Below are 20,634 nucleotides of genomic sequence, written 5' to 3' on the forward strand. Positions count from 1 at the left end.
AATGCGTCCGGCGCAGACGGTCATGCGGCTGGCCGCGGCCGTGCTCGGCGGCGCATGCGGCGTCGGCGCGGTGTCGCCGTTTGCCTTTGCCGGCGCGCCGGCCGTGCATACGGTCACCGTGCCGAGCGCCCCGTCGCCGCAGGACACCGGCGACCCGCGGCGCTTCATGCACGGGATCGGCGTGGCCGACGCCGGCGACGGCAAACGCTGGGTGTTCTTCAGCAGCTCGGGCATCGTGCCGCGCGGTGCGCTGCGCAGCGGCAACTGGCCGCATGACGTGTACGTCGGCGAATGGCAGCCGGACAAGCCGCGCGTGCTGCACGTCCGTACGTTCATCAGCCGCCCGGAGGCGCAGGAACCCGTGTCGATCGCGCAGAATGCACACGGCGACATCTTCGTCACGTTCGAGGACGGCTGGAACACGTCGCAGGAAGTCAGCCAGCGCTACGGCATCTACCGCCGCGACCTGAAGCCGGTCAAGCCCTACCCGAACGACGTCGAATCGGGCGGTCATTCGGGGCACGTCGCGACGGTCGCCGACCGCTTCGTCGTGTTCTATTCGACCGACTGGGTCAACGGCGGCGGTGTCGACAACCTCGGCAGCGGCAACGGCGTATACCTGAAAACCTACGACGCGGCCGGGCGCGTGCTGAACCACGTCGCGGTCGCGCCGCATCGCCGCGAGTGGTGGCCCGTGATCGCGGGCTCGCCGCGCAACGCGCTGCTCGTGTGGCAGAAGTTCATCGACGGCAGCACGGACGCGACACTCGAATACGCGATGTTCGATCCGGTCACCGCGAAGCTGGAAAAACTCGGCTCGCTGAACGACGCGATCCAGTATTACGTGTATTCGGCCGCCTATGTGCCGGAGATCGACCGTTTCATCGTCGTCACGACGACCGCGGACGATCGCGGCGTCGCGATGCTGATCGCGCCGGACGGCCGCCGCACGGCGACGCTCGATTGCCTGCCCGCGTCGGTGCGCGAATCGGGCATCGGCGTCGCCGGCACACATGCGTATGTGCCGACCCGCGACGGGCGGCTGCTGACGCTCGCGCTGGCGCCGGCGAACATGGCGGTGAGCGGCGTGCAGCGCTCACCCGTTCCGTGGGGCTCGACCGGCGTCGCCGGTTTCCCGGCGCGCGGCACGGCGATGCATTTCGTGTCACTGACGCCGTCGGGGATGCGCGAAGCCGATTTCGAACCGGCGCGCGACACGCCGATGCCGAAGAACGAAGTGTCGTGTTCGAGTCATTGAAGGCGGGCGCGTCACGCCATGTCGCGGGCGCGGGCAGATCGCGTGCCGCCACCGTGCCTGTCGTTTTCCCCGTCCGGATCGCGCGACGACGCGCGCTCGCCCCGTCACGCGCCCGGTAGTCGGGCGCCGGCGCGTGCTGGTCCAATCATCGCCGCCGCGCGTTTCCCGCGCCGAATTCGCCAGCGCCGCCCGTACCGGATAGACTGTCGCCCGATTCCTTCCATCGGCCGCGGCGTCCCGCCTCCTGCCGCCGCCGGAACGCCCTTTCCCGGAGAACGAATGCTGAAGCGCCAGTGGTTTTCGCTTGTGCTGCTGACGGTTTGCCTGCTCGGGCAACGCGCGTCGGCCCAGTCCACGCTCGAACTCGACACCGACGGCACGGCCCGCGCCGTCACCCGCCAGACGCTGCTCGCCCGTACGGACGCGACCGACATCCACGTGCCGCGCGACATCGCGTACGGCCGGCCGATGACGTTCCGCGCCGTGCCGTTCGCCGCGCTGCTCGGCGACACGCCGCTGCCGGCCGACGGGGTGCTCGAAACGCGCGCGGCCGACGGTTTCGCCGCGCAACTGCCGCTCGATCTCGTGCGCCGCCGCGCGCCGGCCGGCGCGATCCCGTGGCTCGCGATCGAGGATCCGGCCCATCCGTGGCCGAAACTGCCCGGCAAGCAGGTCAGCGCGGGGCCGTTCTATCTCGTGTGGCTCGGGCCGGACGCGTCGTCGGTGCGCGGCGAGCAGTGGCCGTACCAGATCGTGCGCATCACGATCGAATCGTCGCCGCTCGCGCGCTGGCCGTCGCTCGCCGTCGACGCCGCGTTGCCCGCGAACGATCCGGCCCGCGCGGGCCAGCACCTGTTCGTCACGCAATGTCTCGCGTGCCACCGCATCGACGGCGCGGGCAGCAGCCACGCCGGCCCCGACCTGAACACGCCGATGAATCCGGTCGACTACTTCCAGCCGGCCGCGCTGCGTCGCTACATCCGCAACCCGGCGTCGGTGCGCGACTGGCCGGGCCGCAGCATGCCGGCGTTTCCGCCCGATCAGCTGAGCGACCGCGAACTCGACCAGATCGTCGCGTATCTCGCGTACATGGCGCGGCGCAACGCGGGGAAGTAACGCGGCCCCCCCACGGCCGCACCCGTCGCGCTTACGCTTCCTGCGCGCTCTGCAGCACCGCGCGCAACAGCACGTCGGCGCCGGCCGTCGCCCATTCGGGCGTAATCGCTTCGGCCTCGTTGTGGCTCAGCCCGTCGACGCACGGCACGAAGATCATGCCGGTCGGCGCGACACGCGCGACATAGCACGCGTCGTGGCCCGCGCCGGACACGATGTCCATGTGCGACAGCCCGAGCGAGCGCGCCGCGTCGCGCACCGTGTCGATGCAGCGTGGCGCGAACGGCACCGGCGCATACGTGAAGATCTGCTCGATCTGCGCGCCGAGGCCGGTTTCGTCGGCCACGCGCGCGAGCTCCGCGCGCAACGCCGCGTCCAGTTCGTCGAGCACCGCATCGTCGGGATGCCGGAATTCCACCGTGAAAAAACAGCCGCCCGGCACCGTGTTGCGCGAATTCGGCCGCGCCTCGATCATCCCGACCGTTGCGCGCGCATCCGGTGCGTAGCGGCGGCCGAGCACTTCGACGAACGAGATCATCCGCGCCGCGCCGACCAGCGCGTCGCGGCGGAACGCCATCGGCGTCGTGCCCGCGTGCGCGTCGACACCGGTGAGCGTCACCTCGTACCAGCGCTGCCCCTGCCCGGCCGTCACGACGCCGATCGTCTTGCCGGCCCGTTCGAGAATAGCGCCCTGCTCGATGTGCAGCTCATATGCCGCGTGCACCGGATAGCCGCCGACCGGCTCCGCGCCCGCGTAGCCGATCCGTTCGAGCTCCTCGCCGATCGTCCGGCCCGCGCCGTCGGTGCGCGACAGCCCATATTCGAGCGTATAGACGCCCGAGAACACGCCGGCCGACACCATCGCCGGCGCGAAGCGCGAGCCTTCCTCGTTGGTCCAGATCACGACGTCGACCGGACGCTCGGTCTCGATGGCCGCGTCGTTCAGCGCACGCACCACTTCGAGCCCGCCGAGCACGCCGTAGATGCCGTCGTAACGCCCGCCGGTCGGCTGGGAATCGGCATGCGAGCCCGTCATCACCGGTGCGGCGTCGGGACGGCGACCGGCGCGGCGCGCGAACACGTTGCCCATCCGATCGACGCGCACCGTGCAGCCGGCTTCACGCGCCCACTGCACGAACAGGTCGCGCGACTCGCGGTCGAGGTCGGTCAGCGCGAGACGGCACACGCCGCCCTTCGGCGTCGCGCCGATCTGCGCCATCCGTTCGAGCGACGCCCACAGGCGGTCGCCGTCGACGCGCGGCATGCTTGCGGGAGCGTCACGCATCGCCGTTCTCCGGCGCGGGTTGCAGCGCATAGCGGAAATCGCAGCGCTTGCCGCCCTGCATGATCGTGCTCGTGCGCGTGAGCGCGATGTCCGGTGCATAGCCCTGGATGAAATAGCTGTCGCGCGCGCAGCTCAGCAGGTGCCCGATCTCGCCGAGCCCCATCGCGTGATACATCTCCGCGTAACTGCAGCGATGCACGTCGTAGTCGTAGTGCGCGTCGTCCGCGCGCCGCACCTCGACGTCGAGCGCATCGTCCTTCTCCCACAGCACCTGCAGCGCGATGAACGATTTCACGCTCGTGCCGTCCGGCTCCTGCGCGGCGAACGTCCGGCCCGCGTCGACGGCCGCGCCGCGCACGGCTTCCGCGATCACGGCCTGCGCGCGCTCGGCGCCGAACTCGCGCTTCATGATCTCGTAGATCGGCTTGATGATTTCCGCTTCGATGCGGCGCCGCGCGAGGATCCCGAGGCGCGAGTCCTCGGGGGCGGCGGCGGATGTCTGGTTCGCTTCGGTCATGGGGATCGTGTTGGTCGTTTTGTCGTTACTTGGCTGCGGTGCGCGAGCCGCCGAGCACGTCGACGACGGCCCACTTGCCGCCGCGCACCTGGTAGATCGTGAAGGCCGGGTCCTTCAGGTTGCCTTCGGCGTCGAACGCGATGCGCCCCGTCACGCCGGGCCGGTCGATCGCGCGAACGGCCGCGACCAGCTTCGCCGGCTGGGTCGTGCCGGCCTTCTGCGCGGCCGCGATCAGCGTGGCGGCCGCGTCGTACGCGAACGGCGCATGCAGCTCGATCGGCGCATGAAAACGGGCCTGGTATTGCGTGTCGAACGCCTTGCCGCCCGGCATCCGGTCGAGCGACAGGCCCGGTTCGAGCGCCGTCACGCCGTCGCCGTCCTTGCCGGCGAGCGACAGGAAGGTCTGGCTCACGAAGCCGCCCGCGCCGAGCAGCGGCGCGTTCACGCCGAGCTGGCGCATCCGGCGCGCGATCGGCGCGGCTTGCGCGTCGAGGCCGCCGAAGAACACGAGATCCGCGCGCTTGCCCTTGATCGCGGTCAGCACGCCGCTGAAATCGGTCGTCTTGTCGTTCACGTACTGACGATCGACGATGGTCCCGCCGTTCGCCTGCACGCCCTTGATGAACTGCTCGGCCAGCCCCGCGCCGAACGACGTGCGATCGTCGATCACCGCGATTCGCTTCGCCTTCAGCGTCTTCACCGCGTACGCACCGGTGAAATGGCCGCCCGCATCGTCGTGACCCATGATGCGGAACGCCGTCGCGTAGCCCTGCTGCGTGTATTGATGGCCGGTGGACGCCGGCGCGATCTGCGGAATGCCCGCATCGCGGTACACGCGCGACGCCGGCACGCTGCAGCCCGTGTTCCAGTGACCGACGACGCCGATCACGTGCTGGTCGACGAGTTGCTGCGCGACCGCGACGGCCGTGCGCGGGTCGGACTGGTCGTCGGCCGCGACGAGCTTGTAGACGACCGGCTTGCCGCCGATGGTCGGATGCTTCGCGTTCGCGTCGTCGATCGCGAGTTGCGCGCCGTTCTGCAAGTCCTTGCCGATCCGCGCGGACGGGCCGGTGAGCGGCGCGGCGAGACCGATCAGGACCGTCTGCGGAGCGGACTGCGCCAACGCGGGAACAGCGGCGACCAGGGCGGCCGCCGAGAAGGCGAGGCTGGCGGGGAGGAAAGCGATTTTCATGTGCGGGGGCCGGTCAATCTGATCAAAAACATGAAAAATATTAAATATTCGACATTCAAACCCCAAATATCCAATTGTTGGATGCTTATGCCGTTCTCCACACATTAGCGTATATCTTTGTAAATACGGGATATTTTTGTGTTGTCGCTTACCCTGATTTTTCGATAAAATTCGATACATGAAAAATATCGAACAATTGCCGCACGATCCACCGCTGCGCGCGGTGCGTGCGTTCGAAGCATTCGCGCGTCTCGGTTCGGTCACCGCGGCGGCCGGCGAACTCGACATCACGCCGTCGGCGGTCAGCCATCAGCTGCAGCTGCTCGAAGCGTTCATCCAGACGCCGCTGACGGTACGCGAAGGCCGGCTGCTTGCGCTCACCGACGAAGGGCGCGACTACTACCGGTCGATCAGCGCGGCATTCTCGGTGCTGCGCAGCGCGACGCGCTTCGTGCGCGACCGTTCGTCGCTGCGCCAGATCACCGTCAGCCTGATTCCGCTGCTCGGCATCGGCTGGTTCATTCCCCGGCTGCATGCGTTCCTGGCCGACAACACCGACGTCGACGTCACGGTGCTGTACGCGCATCACCGCAACTACCGAAGCGATGCGTCGGATCTGTCGATCCGCTTCGGCACCGGCGACTGGCCCGGCTATCGCTGCGAGCGGCTGCTGCCGGGCGCGATGGTGCCGATGTGCAGCCCGTCGTTCCTGAAGCGTCACGGGCCGTTCCGCACGCCGGCCGATCTCGCCCGCGCGCCGCTCGTGCATGACGAGGATCGCAGCACGTGGGTCAACTGGCTGCAGGGCGCCGGCGTGCGGCACGTGTCGCACGCGGTGGGGCCGATGTTCGAGGATGGCCAGCTCACGCTGAGCGCCGCCCGCGCGGATCTCGGCGCCGCGCTGCTGCGCGCGCCGCTGGTCCAGCGCGAACTGGCGAACGGCGAGCTCGTGCAACTGTTCGATCACGCGCTCGACGACGGACGCGACTACTACCTGTGCACGCGCGAGGACGCGGACATGCCGGACGGGGCGCGGCGGCTGGCGGCATGGTTGCGGGAGATGGCGGGGATTTGAGCGGGGTGTGCCCCGCCTGCCGAACCGGGAATCGGCATTCGCTTCGGACAGGCGGCGATCCTGCATTTACGCGGCCGCATGTCGATGATGGCTGCGTCAAGTCAGGGAGGTTGCAATGCCCACCATCCCGATCGACCTGTCGGATGACCAGCATGCCGCGTTGAGCATCATCGCAGGGGCCAGGGGCCGCCCCCGCGCCGAAATCATCGGCGACGCAATCGATGCCTGTATCGCGCGACACGGACCCACACTTGTCAACAATGGGTTCGGTCTACGGAAGGGGCGCGAGATTGCCGGCCAGGAGGACCTGCGCTCGGAATGGTGAAGGCATGTACAACCTCTGCCCCGCCCGAATCGCCTTCGGCCCCCGCCAATCAAGGGCCGGAAGCAGATAGAAAATCCCGATGCCGCGGATTGAAACAAGCAATTTCACAAGCTCAGGGTGAACCCGGATACTGGCAACACTCCACTCACCACTGAAGAAAAGGAATTGTCCAGATGCCGATCATCAACACCCAAATCAAGCCGTTCAAGGCAACCGCTTACCACAACGGCGATTTCGTGCCCGTCTCGGAAGAGAACTTCAAGGGCAAATGGTCCGTCGTCGTGTTCTACCCGGCCGACTTCACGTTCGTGTGCCCGACCGAACTCGGCGACCTCGCCGACCGTTACGCGGAATTCCAGAAGCTGGGTGTCGAAATCTACGGCGTGTCGACCGACACGCACTTCACGCACAAGGCCTGGCACGACACGTCGGACACGATCGGCAAGATCAAGTACCCGATGATCGGCGACCCGACGCTCACACTGTCGCGCAACTTCGACGTGCTGATCGAGGAAGAAGGGATGGCGCTGCGCGGCACGTTCGTGATCAACCCGGAAGGCGAGATCAAGCTGTGCGAAATCCACGACAACGGCATCGGCCGCGACGCAGGCGAACTGCTGCGCAAGGTCCAGGCGGCGCAGTACATCGCGGCGCACCCGGGTGAAGTGTGCCCGGCCAAGTGGACGCCGGGTGCGGAAACGCTGACCCCGTCGCTCGACCTGATCGGCAAGATCTGACGATCGCTCCGCGCGCCTCGCACGAGGCGCGCGACGGCGGGCCACGCACTGCGCGCCCCGCCCCCTCCTCCGGCACGACGTGCCCGACCAGCATAATCAATACGGAATCCGAAACGCCATGCTCGACGCCAATCTCAAGAACCAACTCAAAGCGTACCTCGAAAAAATCACGCGCCCGATCGAACTCGTCGCCTCGCTCGACGACAGCGCGAAATCGCAGGAACTGCTGGCGCTGCTGAACGAGATTGCGTCGCTGACGGATCGCGTGACCGTGACCGAACGCCGCGACGACGCCGAGCGCAAGCCGTCGTTCTCGATCGGCGAGCCCGGCAAGTCGGCCGGCATCCGTTTCGCCGGCATCCCGATGGGCCATGAATTCACGTCGCTCGTGCTCGCGCTGCTGCAGACGGGCGGCCATCCGATCAAGCTCGACGACGACGTGATCGAACAGATTCGCGCGCTCGACGGCGACTACGCATTCGAAACGTTTTTCTCGCTGTCGTGCCAGAACTGCCCGGAAGTCGTGCAGGCGCTGAACGTGATGTCGCTGATCAACCCGCGCATCCGCCACGTCGCGATCGACGGCGCACTGTTCCAGGATGAAGTCGAGTCGCGCCAGATCATGGCCGTGCCGACGATGTTCCTGAACGGCGCGTCGTTCGGCCAGGGCCGCAGCAGCGTGAAGGAAATCCTCGCGAAGCTCGATACGGGCGCCGGAGAACGCGCGGCGAAGTCGCTCGAAAACAAGCCGGTGTTCGACACGCTGATCGTCGGCGGCGGCCCGGCGGGCGCGGCTGCTGCGATCTACTCCGCACGCAAGGGCATCGCGACGGGTGTCGTCGCCGAGCGTTTCGGCGGCCAGGTGCTGGACACGATGGCGATCGAGAACTTCGTGTCGGTGCAGGAAACCGAAGGGCCGAAGTTCGCGACCGCACTCGAGCAGCACGTCAAGCAGTACGACGTCGACATCATGGACGTGCAACGCGCCGACGCGCTGATCCCGGGCGACGTGCACCAGATCCGTCTCGCGAACGGCGCGGTGCTGAAAGCGAAGACGATCGTCCTCGCGACCGGCGCACGCTGGCGTGAAATCAACGTGCCGGGCGAGCGCGAATACCGCAACCGCGGGGTCGCGTACTGCCCGCACTGCGACGGCCCGCTGTTCAAGGGCAAGCGGGTCGCGGTGGTCGGCGGCGGCAACTCGGGCGTCGAGGCCGCGATCGACCTCGCCGGCATCGTGAAGGAAGTCACGCTGATCGAATACGGCGCGCAACTGCGCGCGGACGAAGTGCTGCAACGCAAGCTGCGCAGCCTGCCGAACGTGACGATCGTCACGCAAGCGCAGACGACCGAACTGACCGGCGACGGCAGCAAGCTGAACGGGCTCGTCTACAAGGATCTGCGTTCCGGTGAAACGAAGCGCGTCGACCTCGAAGGCGTGTTCGTGCAGATCGGCCTCGTGCCGAACACCGAATGGCTGAAAGGCACGGTCGAACTGTCGAAGCACGGCGAGATCGTCGTCGATGCGCGCGGCGCGACGTCGGTGCCGGGCGTGTTCGCGGCCGGTGACGTGACGACGGTGCCGTTCAAGCAGATCGTGATCGCGGTCGGCGAAGGGGCGAAGGCGTCGCTCGGCGCGTTCGACCACCTGATCCGGCAGGACGTGGCGGCGCCGGCCGCCACCGCGCAGCCGCGAGTCGAAGAAGCGGTCGCCGCCTGACGGACGTCAGCCCGACGGCAAACAGTTTGTCTCTCTTGGCCCCGCATGCTTTGGTCGGCGTGCGGGGCCCTTTTTATGCCGAGGACGCCCGCGGCTACTTGGTCGCGGTCGGGCCGCCGTTCGCGGGCACGGGCGTCGTGGTCTTGAAATGGCTCGACTCCCTGACGAGCTGCTCGGTCATCGCGGCGGCTACCGGATTCGCGCCGGACGACGAACCGCCCTGCCGATACGAACCGGTGCTCGCCGACGGCATCGACTGCATCGGCGGCGGCGGCAACGACGGGTCGAGCTTCGCCGATTCCCTGACGAGCGCCGCCGTCTCCGGCGTTTCGGATTTCGTCGCGGCCGGCGGCGCGGCGGCGGCGTGGCGTTCGAGGCCATCGCGCTTGCGCGGCGCGCGTTGCGTGACCTGTGCGGGTGCGGCGGACTGAGCCGACCGAGCGGGCTTGGCGGCCGGCGTGGGCGGCGGCGTCGCTGGGGTCGAATCCTGAGCGTCGACCGTCACGACGTTGACTTTCGGCGGCGGGGCAGCCGGCTTCGTCACCGGTTGCGGCTTGTCGCTGACCACCGGAACCGCGGCAACCGCTGCAGGCGGGGCGACGACGCGGGCAGTGGCGGCCGGCGCGGGCGTGGATGCGGTGGGAGGCGGTGCGGCAGCCGCCTGCTTCGGCGCCGTCGCGACAGCCGGTGCCGGCGGCGCGATCGCGCCCTGCACCGCGTGGTCGTTGCCCGCGGGCGCCGCGGCAACAGGCGCGGCCGAATCGCCGATGCCGGCGTCCTCGATCGCACGGTGGTCCGCGCGCAGGAGCATCACGTACGCGGTGCCGGCTGCGGCGACCAGGAGCCCGCCGGCGATCATCATGGTTTTACGGGTACTCGTCATGCTTGCTCACCGATCATATCGACGTGAACAAGCCATCATACGCGGCCAACGTCCGTTGATCCCGCATGAATACATTTGGTTGCATTGATGTCGGCGCAGGCCGGCGGGGGCCGTCCGATGCCGCGCCGCACTATCGTCAGACGGGAAAAAATTGCCCGCCCTCGCCCGTCAGATACAGAAGATCGCGACCGCGATCCCGCCGAACAGCAGCCACTTGACGATGTAGTACACGGTGCGATTCCACGCCTTCAACCGCTTGCCGGCGCGGCGAATCGCATACAGGTACCGGAACGCGCGATTGAGCCCGCCCGTGCGATCGCCCGTTTCGTTCGGCGATGCGGCCGCGCGCATCAGCAGTTGCCCGAACGCATCGTTGATGCGCTGCGCCCAGCGATATTTCATCGGGCGCTCGATGTCGCAGAACAGGATCACGCGATCGTTCGCGGTGCGGTTTTCGGCCCAGTGCAGGTACGTCTCGTCGAACATCACGGCCTCGCCGTCACGCCATGCATACGATTCGCCGTCGACGACGATCCGGCACGCGTCGTCGTTCGGCGTGTCGAGCCCGAGGTGGTAGCGCAACGAGCCCGCATACGGATCGCGATGCAGCCCGAGCTTGCCGCCCGGCGGCAACTGCGCGAACATCGCGGCCTTGATCGACGGAATCCGCGACAGGATCTCGACCGAGCGCGGACACAATGCCTGCGCGGACGGATGCGGCGCGTCGTACCACTTCAGGTAGAAACGCTTCCAGCCGTTGCGAAAGAACGAATTGAAGCCGATGTCGTTGTACTCGCCCGATGCCTTGATCCGGCTCGCGTCGCGCAACGCGAGCGCTTCGCTGCGGAACGTGCGCCATTCGCGCTGCAGCACCGCGAGCTCCGGAAAGTGATCCGTGTCGAGAAACGGCGTGGTCGGCACCGACGAGAACGCGTATGAAAAGCAGTTCAGCGGCGCGGTAAAGGTCGAGTGGTCGGAGAGTTGCCGGAACAACCCGTGCCGAACCTTGCCGCGCCGATGCGTGTACACGACACACGCAATGAACACGATCAGCAGGACCCAGCGCATCGATATTTCCCCCGTAAGCTGTTTGCCAGAATTCTAGGTACGGGAAAAATTTCTTGCACTGACGCGCAGGCCGCGCGGCGGGCGTCGTCACGATGCGGCGAGATGCCGGAACGATCCGCGCCGAAACGCCGAAAAGCCCGCGTATACGCGCTTTTCGGGCCATCCGGCGCGTGCGCGGCATGCCGCCGACACACGCGCCGGCGGCGATTATTCCGGAAACGGCAAATCAGTTTGTCCGTCTGCGCGCATACCGAACGTGTTCAGCGTCATCGCGACGAGCGCGTAGTAGCCGAGCAGCGCGACGAGGTTCACCACGGTCTCGTGGCCGAAACGCGCCTGCGCGCGCGCGAACGTCGCGTCGCTCACGCGGCGCGTGTCGTACAGCTCGGTGGCGAACGCATGGATCAGCGCGTCGTCGTCCGATTCGAAGGCAGGCGCGACGCCGAGCCGGATCGCGTCGGCCGTCGCGGCCGGCACGCCGGCCTCGAGCGCGATCGGATGATGGATGTGCCACTCCGCCTGCGAGCGCCAGCGCGCGGCCGTCACGAGAATCACGAGCTCCGACAGGCGCAGCGGCAGCCCGGTGCGATAGCGGCAGAACGCGCCGAGCTTCTGCGCGTGCTGGGCCAGCTCGGGGCTCGCGATCCAGCCGAGAAACGGCCCGTTCAGGTTGCCGCGCGGGCCGCTGAGAATGTCTGCGAGCACGGCCTTCTGTTCGTCGGTGGCCGACGCGGGGTCGAAAGGAGGCAGTCTGTCTGTCATGGTGAGGATTCGCTGAGATCGGGGTTCATGCACCGGCCGACGCGAGCGCCGCGCCGATCGCACCGGACAGCCGCTCGACGAGCGTATCGATCTGCTGCGCGGTACACACGAACGGCGGCGCGATCAGGATGTGATCACCGTGCACGCCGTCGATCGTGCCACCCATCGGATACACCATCAACCCGCGCTGCATCGCCTCGCGCTTGACCGCCGCGTGCAGCTTCAGCGCGGGGGCGAACGTCGCCTTGGTGTCGCGATCGCGCACGAGCTCGACGCCGACGAACAGCCCGCGGCCACGCACGTCGCCGACGTGCGGGTGCGCGCCGTAATGCTCGCGCAACGACGCACGCAACTGCTCGCCGCGCGCCTTCACGTTGTCAAGCAGCTTGTCCTCGGCGATCACGCGCTGCACTTCGAGCGCGGCCGCGCAGGCGGTCGCATGGCCGAGGTACGTGTGACCATGCTGGAAGAAGCCCGAACCGTCGACGATCGTGCGATAGATCCGGTCGCTCACCAGCGTCGCCCCGATCGGCTGGTAGCCCGCACCGAGCCCTTTCGCGATCGTCAGCAGATCGGGCGCGACGCCGTCTTCGTCGCAGGCATACCGGTAACCGGTGCGCCCCATCCCCGACATGATCTCGTCGAGGATCAGCAGCACGCCGTACTTGTCGCACACCGCGCGAATCTTCTGCAGGTACGTGCGCACCGGCGGCACGGCGCCGGCCGTCGCGCCCACCACCGTTTCCGCGACGAACGCCGCGACGTTTTCCGCGCCGAGTTCGACGATCTTCCGTTCGAGCTCGTCCGCGAGGCGCTGCGCATACGCTTCGTCGGTTTCACCGGCCTGCTGGTCGCGGTACGCATAGCACGGGCTCACGTGGTGCGCCTCGATCAGCAGCGGCAGGAACGGCTCGCGTCGCCATGCGTTGCCGCCGATCGCGAGCGCGCCGAGCGTGTTGCCGTGATAGCTCTGGCGCCGGGCGATGAAATGACGGCGCTGCGGCTCGCCCTTCTCGACGAAATACTGGCGCGCGAGCTTCAGCGCGGCTTCGATCGCCTCGGAGCCGCCCGACACGAAATACACGTGATCGAGCCCGGCCGGCGCGCCGTCGACGAGCCGGTCGGCCAGTTCCTCGGCCACGTCGGTCGTGAAGAACGACGTGTGCGCGTACGGCAATTGCTGCGCCTGCCGCTTGATCGCATCGATCACGCGCTGGTTGCTGTGGCCGAGACACGATACGGCCGCGCCGCCGCACGCGTCGATATAGCGTTTGCCGGTCGAATCGATGATCTCGATGCCGTCGCCTGCGACGGCAACGGGCAAGGTGGCGCGCGGGGCGCGATGGAAAACGGTCGTCATGCGTGGCCTCATGGATCAGGATGCGCGGTGAGCGCGTCCGGACGGCACGATGCGCGTCGCGAAGCGCTGCGTGCCGTGTTGGTGAACGGTGAAATCGATCGATGCCGCGCCGATCGCGAACACCGCCGTCGCCAGCGTGTTCTCGTCGTCCGGATCGGCCGGATCGTCGCGGTAGATCGGCAATCCTTCCGGCGCGCGATCGCCGAGCACGCGCAGCAGCGCGGCTTCGTCGATCGTGTCGATGCCGGGCGTCAACGCGTCGACGCGACGCTGGCGGTCCGCCGACGACTGCGTGACGATCTGCGCTTGCGCGTCGCAGCCGGGATGCACGAGATGGTTCGCATGGCCGGCGAGCCGCGCGACGTCGATGACCGAACAGCGCGCGACGCTCGCCTCGATGCTCAGCAAGCGCGCATCGCCGGTCGCCCCGAGCGTGTGATGAAAGCCGCTCGCGCGCGCGTGCCGGCGCAGCACGTCGACGGCCGCATCGAGCGACGTCGCGTCGAGCACCGCACGCGCGAGGATCATGCGCGGTACGCCCGGCGCCGGCGTGCGGATCCGCAGGTTGTTGATCGCCTGCGCGATGCCCGCGCGGTTCGCGGCGAACGTATGGCCCGGCAGCGAGCCGGGGTAGTAGAAACTGACGAAGCCCGGCTTGCCGGCCGGCTGCACGTCGACGAGCAGGCACCGTTCGCGCAGGTACGGATCGCCGTCCTCGTTGTGCGCGATCCAGCGCGTGCCGTCCGCATCGCGCGCGGCAAGCGTCGTGCAGCCGTCCGGCGCGTTGTGGATCAGTTCGCCGCGGCAGTTCCACAGGAAGATGTCCTCGGCCGGCCAGCCGATGCCTGCCGCGATCCCGTCCAGCTCCGCGACGAGGTCGGGGTACGCGGCGAGCGCGGCCCGCCGCAACGCGTCGACGAACGGATGGCCGCGCCAGCGGCGCACGGCCTGCCATGCGCTGCTCTGCTGCATGTACGCGTCGAATACCGGGCGGGCAAGCTCGCCCAGGCGCACGCCGATGTCGAACGGCGTGCCGGCGATGACGGGAGAAAGGGAAAGCGGCATGTCGGAAGTTTCGGTTTCGTTCAGGACACGTGTTTCAGGAATTCCTTCAGGCGCGGCGTCGGCGGCCGGTCGATCAGGTCGACCGGATGGCCGTCCTCGGCGATGCCGCCCTGATCCATGAACAGCAGCCGCGTGCCGACCCGCTTCGCGAAGCCGATCTCGTGCGTGACGACGATCATCGTCATCCCTTCGGTCGCGAGATCCTGCATCACTTTCAGCACTTCGTGGCGCAGCTCCGGATCGAGCGCCGAGGTCGGCTCGTCGAACAGCATCAACCGCGGCCGGATCGCGAGCGCCCGCGCGATCGCGACACGCTGCTGCTGGCCGCCCGACAGCTCCGACGGGTAATGATTCGCGCGCGATTCGAGGCCGACCTTGTCGAGCAACGCCATCGCCTGGTCGCGCGCGTCGGCGCGCGACGCGCCGCGCACCTGGATTGGCCCGAACATCACGTTCTCGAGCGCGGTCATTTGCGGGAACAGGTTGAACTGCTGGAACACCATGCCCGCTTCGAGCCGGATGTTGCGGATCGTCGTCGCGTTGCCGCGCACGCTCTGGCCGTCGACCAGCAGCTCGCCGCCGGTGATTTTCTCCAGCGCGTTGATACAGCGCAACATCGTCGATTTGCCCGAGCCCGACGGACCGACCACGACGACCACCTCGCCCGCGTCGATCTTCAGGTCGATGTTCTTCAGCACCGGCACGTGGCCGAAGCTCTTCGACACGTTCTGGAATTCGATCATGCTCATAAGATTTTCATCCGCTTTTCGACGAGCCGCAGCGTCAGCGTCATCGCGCCGGTCAGCAGCAGATAGATGACGGCCACCGCCGTCCAGATCTCGACCGCCTGGAAATTGCCCGCGATGATTTCCTGCCCCTTGCGCGTCAGTTCGCCGACGCCGATCACGATGAACAGCGACGTGTCCTTCAGGCTCACGATGCACTGGTTGCCGAGCGGCGGAATCAGCCGCCGGAACGCGAGCGGCCCGACCACCTTGAGGAGCACGCGCGGCATCGACAGGCCCATCGCGAGCCCTGCTTCCGTCAGCCCCTTCGGGATCGACAGCAGCGCGCCGCGCACCACTTCCGCGAGATACGCGCCGGAATTCACCGTGATCGCGATGATCGCGGCCGTCAGGCCGTCGATGCGGATATGCGCAAGCAACGGCAACGCGAAGTACAGGAACATCACCTGCACGACGATCGGCGTGCCGCGGATCAATTCAATATAGACCTGTGCGAGCACGTTCATCGCCTTCGGTCCGTATGCGCGGAACATCCCCGCGATCATTCCGACGACGAAGCCGCCCACCAGCCCGAAAAATGCGATGAACACCGTCAACCGGACCCCGTCCATCAGGTCCGGCAGCGCCGCCCAGATCGCCGACCAATCGAAATTCACTTGTCGCTCCCCGTTCGATTCAAGACCGGCGCGGCCGTTCGGCCGCGCCATGCTGCGTGGTCACGCTCACATCTTCGGCGGCTCGGCGCCGAACCACTTCTTGTAGATCTGCGCGTAGCGGCCGTCGGCCTTGATCTTCACGAGCGACGCATTGACCTTCGGCACGAGCGGGCTGCCCTTCGGGAAGCCGATCCCGTACTTGTCGCCGCTGACCGGCTGGCCGGCGACCTGCACCTTGCCCTTGCCTTCGTTGTTCACGAAGAACAGCACGTTCGGCGTATCGTGCATCGCCGCGTCGACGCGGCCGGCCTCCAGCGCGAGATACGCCTGGTCGATGTTCGGGAACTGGCGGACCTCCTTCGGCTTCAGGTGCGCCTTGATCCAGTCGATCGTCGCGGTGCCCGTCTTCGCGGCGATCACCTTGCCGTTCAGGTCGTCGATCGACTTGATCGACGTATTGCCGGCCTGCACCATCGCGGCGAGCCCGCTGTCGTAATACGGCGCGGAAAAGTCGATCGCCTTCTTGCGCTCTTCCTTGATGGTCATCCCGGACAGCGCGACGTCGATGTTCTGCGTCTGCAGCGCCGGAATCAGACCCGCGAAATCCATCGGCTGGATCGTGTATTTCCAGCCCTGGTCCTTCGCGATCTCCGCCCACAGGTCGAGATCGAAGCCGACGTACTTGTCGCCCTGCTTGAACTCGAACGGCATGAACGACGTATCGGTCCCGACGACGAGCGTCTTGGTATCCGCGTGCGCGAGGCTGGCGCCGAGCGCGGCGACGACCGCGACGGCTTTCAGGAAGGAACGGCGACTCATGGTTTCTCTCCGCATGATTGAGCGATGTAGCCGGCCAACAGGCCGGCGGAACGACGACATCAAGCCGCACCGCAACATGCGATGTCGAATTAGACCTTAGTGCAACAAGTGTTGTCAATGGCGATACTACGACAACAAAAAAGTCCGCAACAGGTAAATGCATCGAGACAAACCCGGGCCGCGCGGCGCGGATAGATCGGAGGAAAACGGGGGGACGGCGGTGCAGAACGCCCCGCCGGATCGCGCCGCGCCGAGGGGCGGCGGCACGGGGAGAGAAGATGGGGTGCGCCGTGCCGCGCTGGCCGTGCGCGCCGAGCCGGCAACCGCCGGCTCGGCTCAATGCCGGTGGCGAAACGCCCGGGCAAGGGCCAACGGGCAACGCGCCGATGCCGCGCCGCTCACGCCGCGACCCCGCTCGCCTGATGCGACACGAGCCGCGCATACGCGCCCTGCCGCGCGATCAGTTCCGCGTGGCGCCCAGCCTCGATCACGGCGCCCTGCTCCATCACGAGGATCAGGTCGGCATTGCGCACGGTCGACAGGCGGTGCGCGATGATGATCGACGTGCGCTGCGTCATCAGGTCCTCCAGCGCCGCGCGGATCTGCTGCTCGCTGATCGTGTCCAGGTGCGACGTCGCCTCGTCGAGGATCAGCACCGGCGCATCCTTCAGGAACGCGCGCGCGATCGCCACACGCTGGCGCTGGCCGCCCGACAATTGCACGCCGCGCTCGCCGACGCGCGTCGCGAGCCCGTCCGGCAGCCGCGCGACGAAGTCGCCGAGCGCCGCGTGGTCGATCGCGCGCCGCACGTCCGCGTCGGACGCATCGTTCGCGGCGAGCCGGATGTTCGCTTCGAGCGTGTCGTTGAACAGATAGGTATCCTGCGCGACGAGCGCGATGTGCTGCCGCAGGTCGTCGAGCCGCAGGTCGCGCAGGTCGACGCCGCCGAGCGTCACGCGGCCCTGCTGCGGGTCCCAGAAACGCAGCAGCAGGCTCGCGACCGTCGACTTGCCGGCGCCCGACGCGCCGACCAGCGCGACCGTGCTGCCGGGCGGCACCTCGAAGCTCACGCGGTCGATCGCGGGCACGCCGCGCCCCGGATACGTGAACGACACGGCCTCGAACCGCACCGCCGGATCGCCTGGCATCGCGTGCGCGCCGTCGGTCACCGTCACGGGCTCCTTCTCCAGCGCGCGCAGGCGGCGCGTCGACGCGATCGTGTCGGCCAGCTGGCGCGCGACCTGGCCGATTTCGGCGACCGGCATGAACGCGGCCACCGCGACCAGCACCAGCAGCGGCAACGACTCGCGCGGGAACCCGCCGCGGGCGCACAACCATGCGCCGAGCGCCGCGACCGCCAGCCCGCCGAGCCCGCTCGCGACTTCCAGCGCGGCGCTTTGCGTCGACAGATCGTCGAGCAGCTTCGCGCGCTGCCGGCGGTACGCATCGACCTCGGCCACGAACGCCGCGCGCCGGCGCCCGATCGCCTGGAACGCGGTCAGTTCCGCGAGCCCCTGGATCGTTTCGGTCAGGTGCGCGCCAAGCTGGCCGAGCGCTTCGCGCGCGCCGGTGCCGAGCCGGTCGACGTCGCGCCGGGCCAGCACGGGCGCGAGCCCGGCCCACAGCAGGAACGGCAGCAGCACGAGCGCGAGCGGCCACGCGACCGACGCGAGCAACACCAGCACGCCGGCCGGCACGAGCACCGCGACGAATGCCGGCGCCAGCGTGTGTGCGTAAAAGTATTCGACGGTCTCGACGTCCTGCGTCGCGAGCGACACGAGATCGCCGGAACGGCGGCGCAGCAGCCCGGCCGGCGCGAGCCGTTCGAGCGTCGCGAACAGCGCGATGCGCATTTCCGCGAGCAGCCGGTACGCCATGTCGTGCGCGAGCCACGATTCGAGCCAGTGCAGCACGGCCGCGACCGGCGCGATCACGAGCAGCGCGGCCACCAGCCCCGTGCCGACCTGCCCGGTCGGCACCGCGCCGACCACCCGCGCGCCGAGCACGCCGACACCGATGAACGCGAGCACGCGGCCGATCCCGAACAGCACGGTCAGCACCACCTTGCCTTTCCATGGACGCACGAAGCGCAGCAGCGTCCGCACCGTTTCCGGCCAGCCGATCGTCGCCGCGTCGTCGTTCAGCGGCCGCACCTGCGGGCCCGACGACGCACACACGGTCGCGCCGGCCGCCGCCGTCGTGCCGACGGATTCGGCGACCGCTTCCAGTTGCGGCCCCATCAGCCGGCGATACGGGCCGTCGCGTGCGATCAGCGCCGCATGCGTTCCTTCGTCGACGACCTGCCCCTGGTCGAGCACCAGGATGCGATCGGCGCCGATCACGCTGGACAGCCGGTGCGCGAGCACGAGCGTCGTCCGTCCGCGCGTGAGCCGGTCGAGCGCCTGCTGGATCAGCGCTTCGTTTTCCGCATCGACCGACGACAGCGCCTCGTCGAGCAGCAGGATCGGCGCATCGCGCAGCAGCGCGCGGGCGATCGCGATGCGCTGGCGCTGGCCACCCGACAGCACGAGCCCGCGTTCGCCGATGCGCGTCGCGTAGCCGTCGGGCAGCGCCGAGATGAAATCGTGCGCGTTGGCGGCGCGCGCGGCCGCGATCATGTCGGCATCGCTCGCATCCGGGCGGCCGAGCCGCAGGTTGTCGGCAACGCTGCCGTCGAACAGCGTCGCATCCTGCGCGACGACCGCGATCATGTCGCGCACCTGGTCGGCAGCGAGGGTCCGCACGTCGTGGCCGCCGATCCGGACCGCGCCGCCCTGCGCGTCGTGCTGGCGCAGCAGCAGGCGCACGATGGTCGACTTGCCGGCCCCGCTCGGCCCGACGATCGCGACCGTCTCGCCTTCGCGTACCGAGAAACTCAGCGCCGCATGGGCATCCGCGCGGCGCCCCGGATACGCGAAGCGCACGTCGTCGAACGCGATCTCCGGCCGCAGGCCCGCCACGCGCGGTGCGTCGGCGGCCGGCGCCTGACTGCCCGCGTCGAGCAGCGCATGGATCGCATGCGCCGCCGACTGGCCGATCATCCCCTGATGCAGCACCGCGCGCAGGTCGCGCAGCGGCCGGAAGATCTCGCTGCCGGCCATCAGCACGATCAGCAGCGCCTCGAGGCTCATGTCGCCGTGCTGCACGCGCCACGCCCCCACCGCGATCGCCGCGGCCGCGCCGAGGCCGGTGCCGAGATCCGTGAAGAACCGCGTCAGCAAGCCGAGCGCGAGCACCCAGAACGTGCTGTCCGACAGCGCGCGCGCCTTCGCGGCCAGCTTCGCGCCGAACGCGCTGCTCTGCCCGAACGCCTTCAGCGTCGGCAGGCCCTGCACCGCGTCGAGAAACTCCTCGCCGAACGCCTTGAACGCGGCCGAACGGGCGAGCGCCGCGCGCTGGTCCGCGCGATGCACGAGCTGCGGCAGCGCGAGCGTGACGAGTGCCGCGACCAGCAGGATCGCGGCCGTCGGCACGTCCCACCACGCGAGCACCGCGAAGATCATGATCGGCGCGCATGCGGCGATCACGAGCTGCGGCAGGTAGACGCCGAAGAAGGTCTGCAACTGCTCGACGCCGTCGACGACGGCCAGCATCACGCCACCCGTGCGTTCGCCGCTGAACCATGCGGGGCCGAGCGCGGCGATCCGGTCGAACAGCCGCGCGCGCAGCGTGGCCTGCACGCGGCCGGCCGTGTGCTGCGCAAGCACCGTGCGGCGATGATCGAGCCATGCACGCAGCAGCACGCAGGCCGCCGTTGCCACGACGGCTTCGCCGATGCCGCGCGCCGGCGCGCCGGAGAAAACCAGCGCCAGCACGCGGCCGAGAAACACGAAGCGGAGGATGCCGACACCCATCGCGAGCAGCCCGAGCGCGACGGCCGCCGCCACCCGCCAGCGCAGTCCCGTCATCATTGCCCATAGTCGTCGGTCGAAATACATGCAGCCCTCCGGTCGGTGTTTCGTTGCGTTTTTCTGGACCGGATCGAGGCTACCCGCGCGGCCCGCGCGCGGCAAAAGATGATTTTTCAACGGGTGTTGAGTCAACTACAATACC

18 protein-coding genes are annotated in these 20,634 nt (G+C 68.3%); 6 read left to right on the top strand and 12 right to left on the bottom strand.

Features of this window, described 5'->3' with window-relative positions; all coding sequences use genetic code 11:
- Window position 1 precedes the first annotated feature (1 nt).
- A complete protein-coding gene (locus DFS13_RS04460; RefSeq protein WP_006495088.1) occupies window positions 2–1,258 on the top strand; it encodes a hypothetical protein in 1,257 nt (418 codons plus the stop codon).
- Window positions 1,259–1,537: 279 nt separating this feature from the next.
- A complete protein-coding gene (locus DFS13_RS04465; RefSeq protein WP_006488689.1) occupies window positions 1,538–2,374 on the top strand; it encodes a cytochrome c in 837 nt (278 codons plus the stop codon).
- A gap of 31 nt (window positions 2,375–2,405) precedes the next feature.
- Here the strand turns inward: DFS13_RS04465 and DFS13_RS04470 are convergent, their stop codons facing one another.
- From DFS13_RS04470 to DFS13_RS04480, 3 genes are read right to left on the bottom strand one after another with little or no spacing between them, the layout of a single operon-like run.
- Window positions 2,406–3,656 carry a Zn-dependent hydrolase gene (locus DFS13_RS04470; RefSeq protein ID WP_006493440.1) on the bottom strand — a complete coding sequence of 417 codons (1,251 nt, stop codon included), beginning with the start codon at window positions 3,654–3,656 and terminating at the stop codon, window positions 2,406–2,408.
- On the bottom strand, window positions 3,649–4,173 hold the full coding sequence (locus tag DFS13_RS04475; RefSeq protein ID WP_006488690.1) for an L-2-amino-thiazoline-4-carboxylic acid hydrolase: 525 nt from the start codon (window positions 4,171–4,173) through the stop codon (window positions 3,649–3,651). Before DFS13_RS04475 ends, DFS13_RS04470 begins: the two co-directional genes overlap by 8 nt.
- A gap of 25 nt (window positions 4,174–4,198) precedes the next feature.
- Window positions 4,199–5,365, bottom strand: coding sequence for a branched-chain amino acid ABC transporter substrate-binding protein (locus tag DFS13_RS04480; RefSeq protein WP_111441406.1), 1,167 nt, complete (start codon window positions 5,363–5,365; stop codon window positions 4,199–4,201).
- Between the two features lie 178 nt (window positions 5,366–5,543).
- Here DFS13_RS04480 and DFS13_RS04485 point away from each other — a divergent pair, with 178 nt between their 5' ends.
- From DFS13_RS04485 to ahpF, 4 genes are all read left to right on the top strand, one after another.
- Complete coding sequence (locus tag DFS13_RS04485) at window positions 5,544–6,440, top strand: LysR substrate-binding domain-containing protein (RefSeq protein ID WP_006488686.1); 897 nt, start codon at window positions 5,544–5,546, stop codon at window positions 6,438–6,440.
- A gap of 115 nt (window positions 6,441–6,555) precedes the next feature.
- Window positions 6,556–6,765: a CopG family transcriptional regulator gene (locus DFS13_RS04490; protein ID WP_111441407.1), complete on the top strand. Its 210-nt coding sequence runs from the start codon at window positions 6,556–6,558 to the stop codon at window positions 6,763–6,765.
- A 173-nt stretch (window positions 6,766–6,938) separates the two neighbouring features.
- Window positions 6,939–7,502, top strand: a complete 564-nt coding sequence (gene ahpC / locus DFS13_RS04495; protein ID WP_006488685.1) for an alkyl hydroperoxide reductase subunit C — start codon at window positions 6,939–6,941, stop codon at window positions 7,500–7,502.
- A gap of 118 nt (window positions 7,503–7,620) precedes the next feature.
- Window positions 7,621–9,222: an alkyl hydroperoxide reductase subunit F gene (gene ahpF / locus DFS13_RS04500; RefSeq protein ID WP_111441408.1), complete on the top strand. Its 1,602-nt coding sequence runs from the start codon at window positions 7,621–7,623 to the stop codon at window positions 9,220–9,222.
- A gap of 94 nt (window positions 9,223–9,316) precedes the next feature.
- Here ahpF and DFS13_RS04505 read toward each other — a convergent pair whose 3' ends face one another.
- The 9 genes from DFS13_RS04505 to DFS13_RS04545 form a co-directional block, all read right to left on the bottom strand.
- Window positions 9,317–10,105, bottom strand: a complete 789-nt coding sequence (locus DFS13_RS04505) for a hypothetical protein (protein ID WP_012493262.1) — start codon at window positions 10,103–10,105, stop codon at window positions 9,317–9,319.
- Window positions 10,106–10,273: 168 nt separating this feature from the next.
- Window positions 10,274–11,173 (bottom strand): lipid A hydroxylase LpxO, encoded by a 900-nt coding sequence (gene lpxO, locus DFS13_RS04510; protein WP_006486222.1) that lies wholly within the window; start codon window positions 11,171–11,173, stop codon window positions 10,274–10,276.
- 207 nt (window positions 11,174–11,380) lie between these two features.
- Window positions 11,381–11,935 carry a carboxymuconolactone decarboxylase family protein gene (locus tag DFS13_RS04515; RefSeq protein ID WP_111441409.1) on the bottom strand — a complete coding sequence of 185 codons (555 nt, stop codon included), beginning with the start codon at window positions 11,933–11,935 and terminating at the stop codon, window positions 11,381–11,383.
- Window positions 11,936–11,960: 25 nt separating this feature from the next.
- Window positions 11,961–13,295 carry an aspartate aminotransferase family protein gene (locus tag DFS13_RS04520; RefSeq protein ID WP_111441410.1) on the bottom strand — a complete coding sequence of 445 codons (1,335 nt, stop codon included), beginning with the start codon at window positions 13,293–13,295 and terminating at the stop codon, window positions 11,961–11,963.
- A gap of 15 nt (window positions 13,296–13,310) precedes the next feature.
- The gene (locus tag DFS13_RS04525) at window positions 13,311–14,360 is read right to left on the bottom strand and encodes a C45 family peptidase (protein WP_034202494.1); all 1,050 of its coding nucleotides are present in this window, start codon (window positions 14,358–14,360) and stop codon (window positions 13,311–13,313) included.
- Between the two features lie 20 nt (window positions 14,361–14,380).
- On the bottom strand, window positions 14,381–15,109 hold the full coding sequence (gene glnQ, locus DFS13_RS04530; RefSeq protein ID WP_006486238.1) for a glutamine ABC transporter ATP-binding protein GlnQ: 729 nt from the start codon (window positions 15,107–15,109) through the stop codon (window positions 14,381–14,383).
- On the bottom strand, window positions 15,106–15,813 hold the full coding sequence (glnP, locus tag DFS13_RS04535; RefSeq protein WP_020979474.1) for a glutamine ABC transporter permease GlnP: 708 nt from the start codon (window positions 15,811–15,813) through the stop codon (window positions 15,106–15,108). The genes glnQ and glnP overlap by 4 nt, the downstream gene beginning before the upstream one ends.
- Window positions 15,814–15,828: 15 nt before the next feature.
- Window positions 15,829–16,581, bottom strand: a complete 753-nt coding sequence (glnH, locus tag DFS13_RS04540) for a glutamine ABC transporter substrate-binding protein GlnH (protein ID WP_006486224.1) — start codon at window positions 16,579–16,581, stop codon at window positions 15,829–15,831.
- A 398-nt stretch (window positions 16,582–16,979) separates the two neighbouring features.
- On the bottom strand, window positions 16,980–20,519 hold the full coding sequence (locus tag DFS13_RS04545; RefSeq protein WP_111441411.1) for an ABC transporter ATP-binding protein: 3,540 nt from the start codon (window positions 20,517–20,519) through the stop codon (window positions 16,980–16,982).
- Window positions 20,520–20,634 lie beyond the last annotated feature (115 nt).

This window comes from Burkholderia sp. 28_3 (assembly GCF_003253915.1).
Taxonomy (GTDB): Bacteria; Pseudomonadota; Gammaproteobacteria; order Burkholderiales; family Burkholderiaceae; genus Burkholderia; species Burkholderia cenocepacia.

What these genes read in the sequence shown, in the direction of transcription:
- lpxO (WP_006486222.1), bottom strand. Translation starts at nt 11,173, where the DNA reads ATGCGCTGGGTCCTGCTGATCGTGTTCATTGCGTGTGTCGTGTACACG.
- DFS13_RS04475 (WP_006488690.1), bottom strand. Translation starts at nt 4,173, where the DNA reads ATGACCGAAGCGAACCAGACATCCGCCGCCGCCCCCGAGGACTCGCGC.
- glnP (WP_020979474.1), bottom strand. Translation starts at nt 15,813, where the DNA reads ATGGCGCGGCCGAACGGCCGCGCCGGTCTTGAATCGAACGGGGAGCGA.
- ahpF (WP_111441408.1), top strand. Translation starts at nt 7,621, where the DNA reads ATGCTCGACGCCAATCTCAAGAACCAACTCAAAGCGTACCTCGAAAAA.
- glnQ (WP_006486238.1), bottom strand. Translation starts at nt 15,109, where the DNA reads ATGAGCATGATCGAATTCCAGAACGTGTCGAAGAGCTTCGGCCACGTG.
- DFS13_RS04520 (WP_111441410.1), bottom strand. Translation starts at nt 13,295, where the DNA reads ATGACGACCGTTTTCCATCGCGCCCCGCGCGCCACCTTGCCCGTTGCC.
- DFS13_RS04525 (WP_034202494.1), bottom strand. Translation starts at nt 14,360, where the DNA reads ATGCCGCTTTCCCTTTCTCCCGTCATCGCCGGCACGCCGTTCGACATC.
- DFS13_RS04490 (WP_111441407.1), top strand. Translation starts at nt 6,556, where the DNA reads ATGCCCACCATCCCGATCGACCTGTCGGATGACCAGCATGCCGCGTTG.
- DFS13_RS04470 (WP_006493440.1), bottom strand. Translation starts at nt 3,656, where the DNA reads ATGCGTGACGCTCCCGCAAGCATGCCGCGCGTCGACGGCGACCGCCTG.
- DFS13_RS04505 (WP_012493262.1), bottom strand. Translation starts at nt 10,105, where the DNA reads ATGACGAGTACCCGTAAAACCATGATGATCGCCGGCGGGCTCCTGGTC.
- DFS13_RS04480 (WP_111441406.1), bottom strand. Translation starts at nt 5,365, where the DNA reads ATGAAAATCGCTTTCCTCCCCGCCAGCCTCGCCTTCTCGGCGGCCGCC.
- DFS13_RS04465 (WP_006488689.1), top strand. Translation starts at nt 1,538, where the DNA reads ATGCTGAAGCGCCAGTGGTTTTCGCTTGTGCTGCTGACGGTTTGCCTG.
- ahpC (WP_006488685.1), top strand. Translation starts at nt 6,939, where the DNA reads ATGCCGATCATCAACACCCAAATCAAGCCGTTCAAGGCAACCGCTTAC.
- DFS13_RS04460 (WP_006495088.1), top strand. Translation starts at nt 2, where the DNA reads ATGCGTCCGGCGCAGACGGTCATGCGGCTGGCCGCGGCCGTGCTCGGC.
- glnH (WP_006486224.1), bottom strand. Translation starts at nt 16,581, where the DNA reads ATGAGTCGCCGTTCCTTCCTGAAAGCCGTCGCGGTCGTCGCCGCGCTC.
- DFS13_RS04485 (WP_006488686.1), top strand. Translation starts at nt 5,544, where the DNA reads ATGAAAAATATCGAACAATTGCCGCACGATCCACCGCTGCGCGCGGTG.
- DFS13_RS04515 (WP_111441409.1), bottom strand. Translation starts at nt 11,935, where the DNA reads ATGACAGACAGACTGCCTCCTTTCGACCCCGCGTCGGCCACCGACGAA.
- DFS13_RS04545 (WP_111441411.1), bottom strand. Translation starts at nt 20,519, where the DNA reads ATGTATTTCGACCGACGACTATGGGCAATGATGACGGGACTGCGCTGG.